We start from the raw sequence: 14,368 nt of genomic DNA, 5'->3' as shown, positions 1-14,368 counted from the left end.
ACCTATTCATCCTTTGGTAGCTCCGCTTTCCAGGCCTGCGATCATCGCCTTGTTCAATACGAGGAAGACCAGCAGCAGCGGTGTGACGGTGACGCACACCGCCGCGAAGGTGGCGGTCCAGTCGGTGTTGCCCATCGCTCCGATGTAGTTTTGCAGCCCCAGGGGGATGGTCTTCAGCCCGTCCGAGAGCACGAAGGTGTTCGCGAAGATGAAATCGTTCCAGATGAAGATGCTGTTGACGAGTACGACTGTGATGATCGTGTTGACCGACAGGGGCGCGGTGATCTGCAGGAAGATGCGGTACGGACCCGCACCGTCGAGCGAGGCGGCTTCGTACAGCTCGCGCGGGATGTACTCGTAGAACGACGAGAACAGGTACACGCCCATCGGCAGGGAGAAGGCGGCGAGCGGAAGGATCATCGACACGTGAGTGTCGAGCAGCCCGATCTGGGCATAGTCGATGAACAGCGGCACCAGCGCGATCTGCACCGGGACGATGATTCCGAGGAGGAAGACGGAGCGCACGAGCGAGCTGAATCGGAATCCCAGAACCTGCAACGCGTAGGCGGCCATCATCCCGGCTACGACGATGAGTGCGCTCGCACCCAGGGTGACGATCAGGCTGTTGGCGATGTTGAGCCAGAGGTTCCCCGTCTCGAAGGCGCGCGCATAGTTGTCGAGCGTGAACTCCGACGGGATGGCGAAGGGATCTCCGCCGGCGAAGTCCGCCGGGGTGCGGAAGCTTGTGAGGAACAACCACGCCAGTGGGTAGACCTGGACGATGACGATGAGCACAACTGTCACGGTGAGGATCGTCCGCTGTACACGCAGGCGGGGTGAACGATGCGGTTTGCTCGGACCCGCTTCCGGCACGGAGGCGGACGACACCACGGGCGGGGTCAGAATCGTTGACATCACGCGTCCTTTCGACGCAGGAGCAGGAAGATCAGGCCGACGGCGACGAGGCACTCGATGACGATGAAGACCGAGATCGCACTCGCATAGCCGTAGTCGGTGTGGACGAAGGCTGTCTTGTACATGTACGTCGTGAGCAGCTCGGATGCCTGGCCCGGTCCTCCGTTGGTCAGGAGATACGGGATGTCGAAACCTCGGAGGGCGAACGTCGTGGCCATGACCGTGGTGGTGATCCACACGGGACGGATGTAGGGGAACCGGATGCGCCAGAACGTCTGCCACCACGACGCCCCGTCGAGGCGGGCAGCCTCCTCGAGTTCCTTGGGAACCGCGAGGAGCGCCGCGTAGATGATCAGCATGTACAGACCGGTGAAGCGCCACCCCTCTGGGATCGACACGGCGACGAGCACCGTCTGCACGTTCGACAGCCACGCCGTCTGCAATCCTTCGAGGCCTACGAACGCCAAGAGCTGGTTGAGCAGACCGACCGGCTCGAGCGAGTAGATGCGGACGAAGAGGAAAGCGATTGCGACGGTCGAGATGACCGCGGGCAGCAGGTAGAGCGTCTTGACCAGTTCGCGGGCTCGGGGAAGCGCGGTGAGGAGCCCGGCGACGGCGAGCGCGCCCCCCAACTGCAGCACCAGGCAGATGGCGAGGTAGCCGAGGGCGTTGCCGAACGCCGTCCAGAAGACGTCGTCGCGCGTGAACATCTTGATGTAGTTGTCGACGCCGACGAAGACGAGGTCGGTGATCCCGTCCCACGAGAACAGGCTCAGGACCAGCGACTGGACGATGGGAAGCAGCACGGCAGCGCCGTACAGCAGCAGCGGGGGGACGAGGAAGACGACGACGGACAGCCCGGACCGGCGGGGCAGCATCGAGGTGCGCAGACCACTCTTCGTCGCCGGTCGAGTGCCGGACCGGTCGGCCCGGGGCGCCGCCCCAGGCCGACCGGTCACCATGGTGGTCGCCATGTCAGCCGACGTTCTCCGTGAGCGCGGCGTCCATTGTCTCGATGAACTCGTCCGGCGTGATGTCGCCCTGCACCAGCAACGTCAACTCCTGCTGGAGGCGGGTGTTGGTGGCCGGGTCGAGCTGCGTGTCCCAGGGCATCGCGATGGCAGGGCCGACGTTGTCGGCCTGCTCGATAGCGCGAGAGTAAAGCGGCGTGGCATTGTCTGGAATTGTCGTGTCGACACCGACAGTGGGCGAGAGGGCGCCGCTCTCGGCCACCATGCTGGGGTATCGCTCGAGCGCGTAACGAAGGAAGTCGCGGACGAGCGGGTCGTAGGTGCTGGAGTTGACCGCCATACCGATGCCGGACGGAGTGACGTACTCGTTGTCGGCTGTCACCGCGCCCTCGATCGTGGGGAGGGTGAAGTAGTCGATCGCATCGCGCACTCCGGCGTCGAGGTTGTCGGTCGCGAGGTTCGTCAGCTCCCACGTACCGATGTTGTAGACGGCGGCGCGGCCGGACGTGAACTGAGCTTGGGCGTCGGCGTAGCCGGTGGATGAGAATCCCTCTTGGAAGCAACCCGCCTGACCGAGGCCGTACAGCCACTCGGCGGCGGCGCGACCCGGCGCGTCGGAGAACGACGCCTCGCCGACTTTGAGCTCCTGAACATACTCGGGCCCGGCCTGACGGAACGGGTAGTACGCCATGTAACGCTCGAGCGGCCACCCGTCGGCGCCGTCGAGGGCGATGGGGGTGATGCCCTCCGCCCGGAGGGCCTCGCACATCGGCGCGAAGTCGTCGAGGGTTGAGGGCACCTCGACACCTGCCTGGTCGAAGAGGTCGCTGTTGTACCAGAAGAACTCCAGCTGGAATTCGAACGGCACCATGTACAGCGAGCCGTCGTCGAAGCGCTGGTAGTTGAGCGCCGCCTCGCGGTAGTCATCGGCGAACCCGAGGTCCTCGAGCAGCAGATCGACGTCGACCATCCGTCCCTGCTCAGCGAGCTTCTGCGCGAAGGGGGTCGCGTCGGTGTCGAACAGCTCGGGTAGCCGGTTGGCGGCTGCCAGAGTCTCGTACTTCTGGATGTAGGAAGGGCGATCCGGCGTCGTGATGAGTTCGAGCTCGAACCCGGGTGCTCGGCGGCGTACTCTTCCGCTATCTGCTCCATGGCGGTGATGACGCCGCCGTCGGCGGGCCGCGAAAGGAGCCAGGAGATCGCACGAGGCTCGATCTCGCCCTCGGGGTCGACGTCGGTGGGGTCGCCGGCTCCGCTGGAGCTCCCGCACCCGGTGAGTACGAGAGTGACGGCAGCGGCCAGGGCGATCCCGGTCGCGATGCGCTTGGTGGTGAACATGTGTGGAATCTCCATTGATCTCAGGGTTACGGGTGGAGGGGGTGTCAGGTGAAGGCGGATCTGGGCTCGACGAGGAGGCGCCGTGAATGGTTCAGGCTGTCGTGGCGAGAGGGACGGGCACTCGTGGTCGGGCCTCGTCGGCCGCGCCAGGCGCGCTGACGACGAGATCAGTCACGATCACTGTTCCCTCTCCGACGAACGCGCCGACGTGTCCGGCGGTGCGGTCGTAGAGCCGAGTACTGAGGCTCACCGCGTCGTCGACGGTCGCGACACAAAGGTCGCCGTCGACGATCACCTCGAGTCGGTGTTCTCCCGGCGGGAGGGCAACCGGCCGCTCGAGCTCCACCGCGAAGGGAACATCGCCCGAGATCTGCCACTGCTCTCCCCCGGTGGTTAGACGGGGCCATCGGTCGAATACGAGGCGCCCCCGCTTCGGTTCGAGCCGTAGCGCGTACGCCTGATCGCCGTCCGCCGTCGCGCGGAGCAGAAGGCCGCACTCGGTGGTGTTGGGGGCGATGTCGAACCGGGCGTCGACGCGGAACGACCGCGGAGCATCCTCGGGCAGGATCAGGTCGGCGTAGCCATCGGGAGCCGAAAGAACCGCACCAGAAGTCAACGCAGCGATGCGATCGTCGAACGTCGCGGCCAGCTCGCGCGGTGGGTGGAAACGAAGCGTCCCGTCGGTGTTCTGCTCTGCCTCCAGCACGGCGAGGGTCCCGGCCCACTGCCACGCGCCGTCGTCGGTGTCGCCCTCGCGAGTGGAGATCCACCCGAAGAAGAAGCGCCTATCACCGCGCGCTGCCGACTTCGCCGCATAATAGGCGCGGCCATCGATCGTGTCGTTCTCGGGAACGCGCCACGGCCCGTGAAGATCGCGCGAGATACGGTACCGGGTCATGAACGAATCGCTGAACTCGGACCAGACGAGATACCACCAGCCGTTCCACTCGAACACCTCAGGGCACTCGTGGGCCAGATAGCGGCGCGGATCCCAGAATGGCTCGACCGGTTCCCACGTTCGCAGGTCGTGGGATACGCACTGCGCAATGACTCCTCGGCGCCGCGCGGGGCCCTCGACGTGGCGGGCGGTCACGAGCATCCGCCACACTCCGGCATCCGCGTCGCGGAAGACGTAGGGATCGCGCCAGTCTGCCGTCTCGTAGCCCGGGGTCGCTCCGAAAGTGTGCTCCGGGTGTCGCTCCCAGGTGTCCATGCCGTCGCGGCTCGTTGCGTGCAGCACGAGCTGGAGAGGGAGGCCGTCGGCACCACGGCGGTCAGGATTCTGTCCTGTGTAGAAGACGTGGTGCACGCCGTCGTCGTCAACGACGATGCTGCCGGTGTAGACATTGAAGTCAGGGCTGTCCGGCCCTCCGGATGCCAGCGCGATTCCCGTCGCGCGGAAATCGACGAGGTCGTCGGAGACGACGCGGTGCCATGGCATGCCGACCTTGGGCACCTGGCGCGACTCGTGCAGATAGAAGAGATGGAACGTGCCGTCTTCCTGCCAGGGAATGACGTCACCGACCCAAGCCTGGGGCGGGCGGAAGAACCCTCGCTGGTTCATGGACTTCCTCATCGTCGAGCATCGGAACGCCACATCACCTCGTGCAGAGGAGATGTGGTTAATCGGTTACGCAGTGACCGTAGCAGCGCTTAGGAGGAGTGGTCAAGGGGTTAACCAAACATGAATGGCTCCGTGCGCGCGGGGTCTACCCCGACGCGTACGCCCCCGGGACGCTCCGCGAAAAGCTCCACGGCCGCAGCGACCGCCTCCCCGACGAGCACCGGGGCGCCCGCTACCGCGTCGGTGCGCGGGTAGCGGCGGGGGCCTGACAACGGCGGGAATCAGACCCGGCCGCGGTCAAAACGCGGGAGATACAGGCTTGGGAGCGGTCACCGCATCGTTCGCGCCACGAGATCTCCCGCGTTCTCGACGGCTCCGGCCGCCGCGAGGCGCACAAGCAAAGAAAAAACCCCCGGATCCCGGGGGCTTTTCTGGCGGTGACGGTGGGATTTGAACTCATGTCCCCCGGTGTTTCGCGGGCGTGTCGGCTCACTCTGGCCCATGTTTACGCGGATCTCGAGCTTTCGCAGATGTGCCGGGAAGGTCGAGTGATGACGCGTTTTTTCTCAGGGCTGCACCCGCGGGACGACATGTGAAGCCGACGTCGCAACACATCCGCCCCCAACTAGCCGCAACGTGTGCGGCGGTTCCAGATCCGGCCCGAGGCTGACCCGCCGTGGAACCGAACGACGAACTCGTCGCAGACATCGAAGGCTTCACCGTCGCACCGCGCAGCACTCAAACGCTCCGTGGAGCCTGACCCGGTTTCGCGGACGGTTCTTGTGTGTTGATCATGCCGCGATCTCGGCGGCGGTGTGAAGGGCTTCGTAGTCGGCGGGGCTGAGATCACCGAGCGAGGTGTGCCGGCGGCGGGGGTTGTAGAAGGGGTCAAGGAACGCGCCCTGATATCCGCCGACTGGAGACGCGAGAGAAGCGTGCATAGTGCACGCTAACGCACCAGCTCACCCCACGAACGCCGCGGCGAGCCGCGCTCCGGAGTCCTATGCGACCCGGGTGGCGCCGAGTTGAGTTTGGATGGCGTCGAGGATGAGGGTGAGGCCGTTGTCGAACTCGCTCGCATAAGCGTAGTCGCCGCTGTTCAGCAGTTCGGTCAGTGACCGTGCGAGGTTCGGGTAGGCGCGCGGGTCGGGTGAGACGGTTGCCGCGAATTCAGCTTCTGCGCCCGGGCTGGGCGGGAACGGGAGATTGGTCTCACTGAGCGCAAAGCCGTAAACGAAGGCATCCACGGTTGAAAATGCGAGCGTCGCCAGTGGAGCGGTGAAGCCGGCGGCGAAGAGCCATCCGAGGACCCTGTCGTGATGAGTCAGCAGGGCCGCGCTCGGCGCAGGACGTGATTCGATCATCGCGATCGACCACGGGTGCGCGACGAATACGGCGCGGGCAGATCTGGCGCGCGTCTCCATGGCCTCTCGCCATGGAGCGTCCGGCGGGGGAAGCTCGATCTTGGCGACGGCCCATTCGGCGAGCGCGTCGAGGAGAGCATCTTTGCTCGAGACATGGTGATAGAGCGACATGCCCTCCACTCCGAGCTCGCCGCCCACGCTCCGCATCGAAACGCTGGCGAGACCGGATCGGTCGGCGACAGCTGCTGCGGCAGCGATCACGCGTTCCCTGGTCAGGGTCCCTCGTCGGCTCATTGTGACATCTTTGCGTAACTTACGGTCGTAAGAGTAGGATCTGGCCGGCAAGCCTTACACGTGTAAGTTTAATCTCAAGGAGCCCGTATGACCGTCGACCACTCTTCCCCGTCCCGGCCGCTCGATCCGAGAGTCCGGCTCGCCGCGCTCTGGACGAGCGTCATGTTCCTCGTCGCGTTCGTCGACATCTTCGCGTTCTACCGCGCTGACCTCCGGGAGCAGATCGAGGCAGGACGCGCTTTCGTGTTCACCATCAACGAAGCCTTCATGTTGGGCATCGTTCTGTACGTCGCAGCGCCCTCACTGATGGTCGCCGCGTCGGTCCTGATCCCGCGCAGGGTCAATCGGTTGATGCAAATCGTGGTCGCGGCAGTGTTCGCCCTCACGATCATCGGCGCTGCGATCGGCGAGTGGAGCTACTACCTCGTTGCCAGCGGCATCGAGCTCGCACTCCTCGCAGGGGTCATCGCCGTCGCGGTCCGATGGAAGGACACTCCACTGGTCGCGGCGCGAGACCTCGCGGCAACCCGAACCTCCCGGGACGCGCGAGGGTGAGCCCGCGAGTGACCCGCTCACGACAAGCGCGCACGTTCCTCACCATCACCTTCAGCGCTGTCCTGCTGCTGTGCCTCCCGGCGCTGCTCGGCGTCGATGCCGACTACCTCGGGGTTGCCACGCCTCTTGCGCAGTGGATTCCCGCACTTGCGGTCATTCTTGCGGTCAGACCCGTGCGCGGCAGCCGAGCCCTACGAAGCTTGTGGCGCGCCTCACCCTTCGGCGGGGCACGCACCTGGATCGTCATCGGGCTCATCACGGCCGCCATCCTCGGTGTCGCCGCGACGCAGATCGTTGTGGGCGTCGCCGTGGGCGTCGTCTCGTGGTCACCCGATCCCGCCCTCGGCGAAACCGCTTTGCTCGTTCTCCCCGTGGCGCTGCTCGCCCTCCTCTCCGCAACAGGTGAGGAGTTCGGCTGGCGGGGATTCCTCTGGACCCGCGTCCGAGGGAATCGTGGGTTCTGGTGGACCGCTCTCGCTATCGGTGCCGTCTGGGCGGCCTGGCATCTCCCACTGCTCGTCGCATACGGCGCTCAGGGAGACCTGTCTTGGCGAACCGTGCTCGGAACGACGGTCGACCTCTTGGTGGCCTCGCTCGTCCTCGGCGCCGGGCGCGAGCTTTCCGGGAGCGTGTGGCCGGCTGCATGGGGCCATGCACTGGTCAATTCCGTCCTCGTCTTCGCGTCGACTGCCTTCGTCACACCCGCGACGCAACTCCCCGATCCAGCGTTCTGGGTGTATAAGGCTCTCGGCTGGGCGGCGTGGGTGGGCGCGGCGGTGGGGATGCTCGCTTTCCGACGGCGCCTCCTCATCGCACCCGTGCGAGACGTCACCGGGCGCAGCCTCGACGAAACCGAGGATGCGCTGCTGGAAGCGATGCGCACGAGCGATGTCGACGCCCTACGCGCTCTGCTTGCCGAGGATCTGCGCTTCCGCCTGCCCGACGGTTCAGTGGTCGATCGCGCGGCCGATCTGCACGCACACGCGTCCGGAGCACTGAGGTTCCTGCAGATCGAGGAAACGCATCGAACGACGGAGCAGCAGAAAGGGAAGGGGAGCACAGTGTCGCGGTCGCGCGTTCACGTTGTCGACCGCGGGCGCTTCGCGGAGGCGACGATGACCTATCGCCGTTCGTGGGCGATCGTCGGGGGCCGCTGGCAGGTCGTCGCGGGCAGCGCCGAGGTTGTGACCGACGAGGAAGCGGTGGCACCGTGACTACTTACGCTGAAACACCTCCTCCGCCCACTGCGCGCAACTCCGACTGCCAGTACACGGTGCAGCAGGTGCTGGGGATCTGGGCCGCTGCGACGATCCCGATGGCAGCACTTGCGTGGATAGTGTGGCCGTCTTTGAGGAACGGCACCGACCTGAACCCGGGGATGCTCTATTGGCTCCTCATGGTGACGGGAATGATGTGGCAGTTCGTTCTGGCAGTCGTCATCCTCTACCGCGAACTAGGAACTCTGCGCTGGTCCGTCGTCGCACCGCGCATCTGGGCCCAACAACCCAGGAATCCTCGAACCGGGCTGCGCTCCCCCCGCTCATGGTGGGCAATCCTGCCGATCACCGCCCTGTTTGCCGCGCTCACCCTGACCGGCGACCTGCTCACCCCCGTCTTCGACGGCCTGGGTTGGATCGCCCCAGCAGGCACCGAACTGCGACAGCTCGCAAGCCCGGAGTTCAAAGGACAGTGGTGGATTCTCGGCGTCGCGCTCGTGAGCTTCGCTTTCAACTACGTGCTCGGCGAGGAACTACTCTTCCGCGGAGTCCTGCTGCCCAAAATGCGAGGGGTATTCGGTAAGTGGGATTGGCTGGCAAATAATGCTCTCTTCACGGCCTATCACCTTCACAAGATCTGGGCTCTGCCGCTGATCTTTCTGACTAGCCTCCCCTTCAGCTGGGCCGCGCGGCGCTACCGCACGATCTGGTTCTCGATCATCCTCCACAGCATCGAAGGGGTAGTGGTGTTCGTCATGATCTACGCCGTCGTCAGTGGCATCCTCTTCGCGTGACGGTTCAGACGGCGCTTCGTACGCGGTGAAGGATGTGGATGGCGCTCTCCGCTGAAAGAACCGTGCTGCGATGAATGCGTCAGGCTCGGGCGAGTAGAGCATCCCTGCTTCGCAAGTAATCGCAGCGAGCCTCGCGATCAGCGCCGGCGCAAACGTGAAGGCCATTCAGAGAATGCTCGGTCACGCTAGTGCGGCCATGACGCTCGACACCTACGCAGACCTCTTCGATGACGACCTTGACTACGTCGCCCAGGCACTGAGCCGAGCACGAGACAGCCAACGGACGATCATGATCGGCGAGGCCGGCTTCGGACGCCCGACAAGCCTTCGTGGGTGGCCGGAACTCGGCCCCGGCCAGCACTCTCGCTGACCGTCTTCGAGGCACGCAGCCCTCACGCGCGCCCGGTGGGAAAGCCAGTCTTTCTCGCTTCTTTCTCACTTGGCTTCCAAGAGCAAGAAGAAACCCCCGCGATCCCAGTGTTTCCAGGGTTCGACGGGGGTTTCAGGTGGCGGTGACGGTGGGATTTGAACCCACGGTAGGGGGTTACCCTACACAACTTTTCGAGAGTTGCACCTTCGGCCGCTCGGACACGTCACCGCCGACCAGCTTACGACACACCGCCGGATGTCGCGAACTCGGACGCCCCGACCGCTCCGCCGGCGGCGTCCCGGGCCGCCGGCGGAGCGTCTTCGCGGGTGTCATCGCACCCGCGGGGACCCCGTGATCTGCTCTGCCCCCTGCGGAGCTGTCGCGGGGAACACGCGGAACCGGCGTCCCGAAAGCCGGTTCGGCGTGATGCGCACGAAGTCGTGCTTCGGCGTCGGAGAAGAGGAGACGAGATCGAGGATCCCGGACGCCTCGATCTCGTCGTCGCGGTCGAGGCGCGCCGCCTGTCCCCGCACGACGACGCTCCAGCGGCATCCGTCATCGAGGCCGTCCGTCTCGAACGCCACCTGCGGCCGTGCGGCGAGCGCCGCGAGTTTGGACCCCGGGCCGGACCGGACGTAGAGACAGCCGTCGTGGACGGTGAAGTCCACCGGATACAGGTCGGGCGCACCGTCGACCGCGACGAGCGCCAGGCGTCCCACACCACCGCCCTGAAGCAGTGCCCAGCAGTCGCGTGCGCGCAGGGTCTCCACGGCGTGCGCGGCGAGGCGGGCCGGCTGCGGCGCGGCGGTGAGTGCCGCGTGGGCGGCGGGAGGGGCGGTGCGGGTGGCGTCCATGGCGTTCTCCTCGCGTCGATCACAACACAGGACCGTGCTACCGGGAAGGGCCGAAGGTCCCTCCGCGCACCCGGGACCTTCGGCCCTCGGCAGGCGGATCCGCCGCGCGTAGCGTCGCGGACATGCGCACCATCACCCTCGGGTACGACGACGGCCCCGCCGCTCGAACCGCGCTGGACTGGGCCGCCCGTCGAGCCGCGCGTGACGGCTCCGAACTGCACATCACGACCGTCACGAGCCTGATCGGCGCGGACACGCGACGCGTCGACCGGATGCTGGAGAACGCCATCCGCCGGGTGCGCGACATCGCCCCGGGCGTCCACGTGGAACCCCACCGGATCGACGGATCGATGCCGAAGGCGCTGGCCGAGGATGCGCGCAGCGCCGATCTCGTCGTGGTCGGCATCCGTCGCGGGTCTCCGGTCAAGGCGGTCCTGGCGGGCAAGCCCCTGCGGCTGATCGCGCACGCGCACGGTCCGGTGGCGTTCATCCCCGAGGACTGGGCCCCGAACGACGAACCGGTGACGGTGGGGATCGACGATGACGCGTCGTCGCAGTCGGCGATCCTCCTGGCTGCGGCGGAAGCGGATGCCGCGGGCGCACCGCTGCGCGTCGTCCACGCGTGGTCGATGCCGGTGCCGACGCTCGAGGGGTCGGTGGCCCTGCTCTCCTCGCCCCTGCAGGTCAAAGACCAGCACCGGCGGATCCTGAAGGATGCCGTGCAGCGAGCGCGGGCCGCGGCATCCGGACTCCGGATCGAGGACGTCCTGGTCTCCTCCGCCCCGACGCCGGCGCTCGCGCATCAGGCGCCGCTGTCGTCGCTCCTCGTCCTCGGCACGCACCGACGCGGGGTGGTCACCGGCGGCCTCCTGGGTTCCGTCGCGCAGGATCTGCTCGGGCGCGTCTCGACGCCGGTCCTCATCGCGCCGAATCCCCGCTGACGACACCGCCCCCGAACAGCACGTCACCCCTGGCTAGACTCGCCCCACGAGGTCCCGACACGACACACGCCGAGACGCCGACGGGAGGCCGGGCATGGATGCCGCCGACGAGAGCTTCTCCCAGCGACGCCTCGGCGACCTCCTCCGCGTGAGCAGCTCCGTCGTCGAGCACCTCGACCTCGAGGAGGTCCTCGGCCGCATCGTCGAGGCGGGGATGTCCTTGGTCGGCGCCCGATACGGTGCGCTGGGGGTGCTCGGCGACGACGGCACGCTCACCCGGTTCGTCCACCGCGGCATGCCGGTGGACACCGCACGTCGCATCGGCGACTTCCCGCGGGGCCATGGCATCCTCGGCGCGGTCATCGCCGCCTCCGAGCCCGTGCGTCTCGGCGATCTCGCCGCCGACCCGCGGTCGGTCGGCTTCCCCGCCCACCACCCGCCGATGCACTCGTTTCTCGGCGTCCCCGTGCGCGTGCGCGACGCCGTCTACGGCGACCTCTACCTCGCCGAGGCGGATGCCGGACGCTTTACGGATGCCGACGAGAACCTCGTCGTGTCCCTCGCCGCGATCGCGGGGATCGCGATCGAGAATGCCCGCCTGTACGAACGGGCGAGGATCCGCGAGGAGTGGAGCGCCGCCATCGCGGACGTCATGGGCGCCCTGCTCGACGTCCGCGGAGACGACGCGCTGGAGGTGATCGTCGACCGGATCGCCCCGCTCGTCGACGCCGACCTCGTGACGCTCGCCGTCCCGACGACGGATGCCGACACCCTCGGGATCGTCGCCGCGCGCGGCGCCGCGGCCGAGGCGCTCCTCGGTCGCGAGCACGACGTCAACGCCACCGCAGCGGGCCGCGCGATGACCTCGCGGCGCGCGGTGAGCGCCCCCACCCAGCCGGCGGATGCGGTCTTCCCCGGCCAGGCCGCGCAGGGCCCGACCGTCGCCGTTCCCCTGCTCGCCGGCGACGAGGTCCTCGGCGTGCTGACCGTGTCGCGCGCTCCCGGGGCGGCGGCGTTCACCGACGCCGACCTGGAGATGGCGTTCGTCTTCGCCGGCCAGGCGGGCGTGGCGATCGAGGTCGTCCGCGGCCGGGACGACCGTCGCCGCCTCGAGCAGGCCGACGACCGCGCCCGCATCGCGCGCGACCTGCACGATCACGTCATCCAGCGCCTGTTCGGAGCGGGCCTGTCGCTGCAGGCCCTCGCCCACCGGCATCCGGAGGCCGCGGACGACCTCTCGACGCAGATCGACACCCTGGATGCCGCGATCCGCGAGATCCGGACCGTCATCTTCGCGCTCGGCAGCGCCGGCGGCGCGGGACGCGGGGGCGCCCGCGACCGCCTCCTCTCGGTCGCGACCGAAGCGGGGCGCCCGCTGGAGACGAGCCCGCGCGTGAGTTTCCGCGGCCCGGTGGACAGCCTCGTCCCCTCCGCCCTCGTCGACGAGCTCACCGGCGTCCTCCGCGAGGGACTCACGAACGTCGCGAAGCACGCGGATGCCCGGACCGTCGACGTCACCGTCTCCGCGGACGACGCCGGCGTCCACCTCGAGATCCGCGACGACGGGCGCGGCATCCCACCGCACAGCCGCCGGAGCGGGCTGGCGAACCTCGCCGAACGCGCCCGCCAGCGCGGCGGCGCCTTCGACGTCGCGTCGTCGGCGGCGGGCACGACGCTGCGATGGAGCGCGCCGTTGACCGTACCGGAAAGAGAAGAGATCACCCGATGACCCGTGTCTTCCTCGTCGACGACCACGAGATCGTCCGCCGCGGCATCGCGCAGCTCGTCGACGCCGAACCCGACCTCGACGTCGTCGGCGAGGCCGGCGACATCGCCGAGGCCCTCCGCCGCATCGAGGCCACAGCTCCCGACGTCGCCGTGCTCGATGTCCGCCTCCCCGACGGCAGCGGCGTCGACCTCTGCCGCGAGGTGCGGTCGCGGCATCCGCACATCGCGTGCCTCATGCTCACCGCGTACGACGACGACGAGGCCCTGCGCTCGGCCGCCCTCGCGGGCGCGAGCGGCTATGTGCTGAAAGACATCCGCAGCGCCGCCCTCGTCGACGCGATCCGCGCGAGCGCCGCCGGACGCACCGTGCAGTCGGCGCAGGCGCTCCGCACCGCCGCGCAGGCCGCCGCCGCCGCCCCGGTCACCGGGAGCGCACCGGCGTCACCGGATGCCGACCTCACCTACCGTGAACGCCAGGTGCTCGACCTCATCGCCGACGGCCTCACCAACCGCGAGATCGGCGAGCGGCTCGGGCTGGCGGAGAAGACGGTCAAGAACTACGTCAGCGGGCTGCTGGCGAAGCTCGGCATGGTCCGACGCACTCAGGCGGCGGTGTACGGCGCGGAGCACCGGCGCGGGATCTGACCGGCGCGGGGGCTGAGTGTGGGGCGACCCTCACGGCTGCCGCCGGAACGACCTCCACGGCGCATCCGGTCCGTCCCGGGAGAAGACGATGCGGTCGTGCAGGCGCGACTGCCGTCCCTGCCAGAACTCGATCTCCGTCGGCACCACGCGGTACCCGCCCCAGTGCGGCGGGCGCGGAACGGTCTCATCGTCCGGGAAGCGAGCGGATGCCGCATCCATCCCCGCCTCCAGCTTTGCGCGCGAATCCACCGGCTGCGACTGGTCGCTCGCCCACGCCGACAGCTGCGATCCCCGGGGCCGGGAGGCGAAGTACGCGTCGTCGCGGTCGGCGTCGAGCGGGGTGGCCTCGCCGAGCACGATGATCTGGCGCTGCCGCGCGTACCACGGGAAGAGGAGCGAGACGCGGGGGTTCTCGGCGAGCGCGCGGCCCTTTCGCGAGGTGCGGTTGGTGAAGAACCACAGCGCCCCGTCGTCGTCGACCCCGCGCAGCAACACGGTGCGGGAGGTCGGCCGGCCTGCGGCGTCGACCGTGGAGACGACCATGGCGTTCGGCTCAGGCAGATCCGCGGCATCCGTCAGCCACCGGTGGAAGAGCTCGAACGGGTCGGCGTCACGGGCGTCGTCGCCCAGCGCGTCGAGCGCGTAGTCGAGACGGTGGGCGAGGGGGTCCTCGGCGGACATGCGGCGCTCCTCCCCTCCCGCCGGCGCCTCCGTCCGGCGCGAGTGGACCCATCGTAGAGCGCGGTGCCGACGCCGGGGCCGACGCGGGCCGGGGAGGGACGTTCGTCCCGCCGCGAGCGCCCGTCGGCCCTGCCAGA

General features: G+C 67.9%; 13 protein-coding genes, 1 tRNA gene and 2 pseudogenes. 7 read left to right on the top strand and 9 right to left on the bottom strand.

Annotated features, from left to right (window positions below; genetic code table 11):
• Positions 1-6: 6 nt before the first annotated feature.
• The 6 genes and pseudogenes from LTL01_RS06330 to LTL01_RS06305 form a co-directional block, all read right to left on the bottom strand.
• Positions 7-915, bottom strand: a complete 909-nt coding sequence (locus LTL01_RS06330; RefSeq protein ID WP_372461305.1) for a carbohydrate ABC transporter permease — start codon at positions 913-915, stop codon at positions 7-9.
• On the bottom strand, positions 915-1,793 hold the full coding sequence (locus LTL01_RS06325) for a carbohydrate ABC transporter permease (protein ID WP_236968182.1): 879 nt from the start codon (positions 1,791-1,793) through the stop codon (positions 915-917). Before LTL01_RS06325 ends, LTL01_RS06330 begins: the two co-directional genes overlap by 1 nt.
• A gap of 97 nt (positions 1,794-1,890) precedes the next feature.
• Positions 1,891-3,224, bottom strand: a pseudogene (locus tag LTL01_RS06320) (ABC transporter substrate-binding protein).
• A gap of 91 nt (positions 3,225-3,315) precedes the next feature.
• Positions 3,316-4,788, bottom strand: a complete 1,473-nt coding sequence (locus LTL01_RS06315) for a glycoside hydrolase family protein (protein ID WP_236967862.1) — start codon at positions 4,786-4,788, stop codon at positions 3,316-3,318.
• 791 nt (positions 4,789-5,579) lie between these two features.
• Positions 5,580-5,729, bottom strand: a complete 150-nt coding sequence (locus LTL01_RS06310; RefSeq protein ID WP_236967861.1) for a hypothetical protein — start codon at positions 5,727-5,729, stop codon at positions 5,580-5,582.
• 60 nt (positions 5,730-5,789) lie between these two features.
• Complete coding sequence (locus LTL01_RS06305; protein WP_236967860.1) at positions 5,790-6,413, bottom strand: TetR/AcrR family transcriptional regulator C-terminal domain-containing protein; 624 nt, start codon at positions 6,411-6,413, stop codon at positions 5,790-5,792.
• A 120-nt stretch (positions 6,414-6,533) separates the two neighbouring features.
• Here LTL01_RS06305 and LTL01_RS06300 point away from each other — a divergent pair, with 120 nt between their 5' ends.
• From LTL01_RS06300 to LTL01_RS06285, 4 genes and pseudogenes are all read left to right on the top strand, one after another.
• Positions 6,534-7,001, top strand: coding sequence for a DUF6326 family protein (locus LTL01_RS06300; RefSeq protein ID WP_236967859.1), 468 nt, complete (start codon positions 6,534-6,536; stop codon positions 6,999-7,001).
• Positions 7,002-7,009: 8 nt separating this feature from the next.
• Complete coding sequence (locus tag LTL01_RS06295) at positions 7,010-8,215, top strand: CPBP family glutamic-type intramembrane protease (RefSeq protein ID WP_236967858.1); 1,206 nt, start codon at positions 7,010-7,012, stop codon at positions 8,213-8,215.
• 59 nt (positions 8,216-8,274) lie between these two features.
• Entirely contained in the window at positions 8,275-9,012 is a 738-nt protein-coding gene (locus LTL01_RS06290) for a CPBP family intramembrane glutamic endopeptidase (RefSeq protein ID WP_236967857.1), read from the top strand.
• A 121-nt stretch (positions 9,013-9,133) separates the two neighbouring features.
• Positions 9,134-9,382: pseudogene (locus tag LTL01_RS06285) on the top strand (hypothetical protein); the annotation flags it as partial.
• Positions 9,383-9,519: 137 nt separating this feature from the next.
• On the opposite strand, the gene LTL01_RS06280 reads toward LTL01_RS06285, so the two are convergent.
• Both LTL01_RS06280 and LTL01_RS06275 read right to left on the bottom strand, forming a co-directional pair.
• Positions 9,520-9,610 (bottom strand) — tRNA-Ser (locus tag LTL01_RS06280).
• Between the two features lie 101 nt (positions 9,611-9,711).
• Positions 9,712-10,236: a pyridoxamine 5'-phosphate oxidase family protein gene (locus LTL01_RS06275; protein WP_236967856.1), complete on the bottom strand. Its 525-nt coding sequence runs from the start codon at positions 10,234-10,236 to the stop codon at positions 9,712-9,714.
• 122 nt (positions 10,237-10,358) lie between these two features.
• Between LTL01_RS06275 and LTL01_RS06270 the strand changes: the two genes are divergently transcribed.
• From LTL01_RS06270 to LTL01_RS06260, 3 genes are all read left to right on the top strand, one after another.
• A complete protein-coding gene (locus LTL01_RS06270; RefSeq protein WP_236967855.1) occupies positions 10,359-11,177 on the top strand; it encodes a universal stress protein in 819 nt (272 codons plus the stop codon).
• 94 nt (positions 11,178-11,271) lie between these two features.
• The gene (locus LTL01_RS06265) at positions 11,272-12,906 is read left to right on the top strand and encodes a sensor histidine kinase (RefSeq protein ID WP_236967854.1); all 1,635 of its coding nucleotides are present in this window, start codon (positions 11,272-11,274) and stop codon (positions 12,904-12,906) included.
• Positions 12,903-13,550, top strand: coding sequence for a response regulator (locus LTL01_RS06260; protein WP_236967853.1), 648 nt, complete (start codon positions 12,903-12,905; stop codon positions 13,548-13,550). The genes LTL01_RS06265 and LTL01_RS06260 overlap by 4 nt, the downstream gene beginning before the upstream one ends.
• Positions 13,551-13,580: 30 nt before the next feature.
• Here LTL01_RS06260 and pdxH read toward each other — a convergent pair whose 3' ends face one another.
• Positions 13,581-14,231 (bottom strand): pyridoxamine 5'-phosphate oxidase, encoded by a 651-nt coding sequence (pdxH, locus tag LTL01_RS06255; protein WP_236967852.1) that lies wholly within the window; start codon positions 14,229-14,231, stop codon positions 13,581-13,583.
• Positions 14,232-14,368 lie beyond the last annotated feature (137 nt).

The organism is Microbacterium aurantiacum (assembly GCF_021654035.1).
In the GTDB taxonomy this organism is placed as follows: domain Bacteria; phylum Actinomycetota; class Actinomycetes; order Actinomycetales; family Microbacteriaceae; genus Microbacterium; species Microbacterium aurantiacum.
Note: the sequence above shows the minus strand (reverse complement) of the source record. Positions and strands in the feature narration are given on the sequence as shown.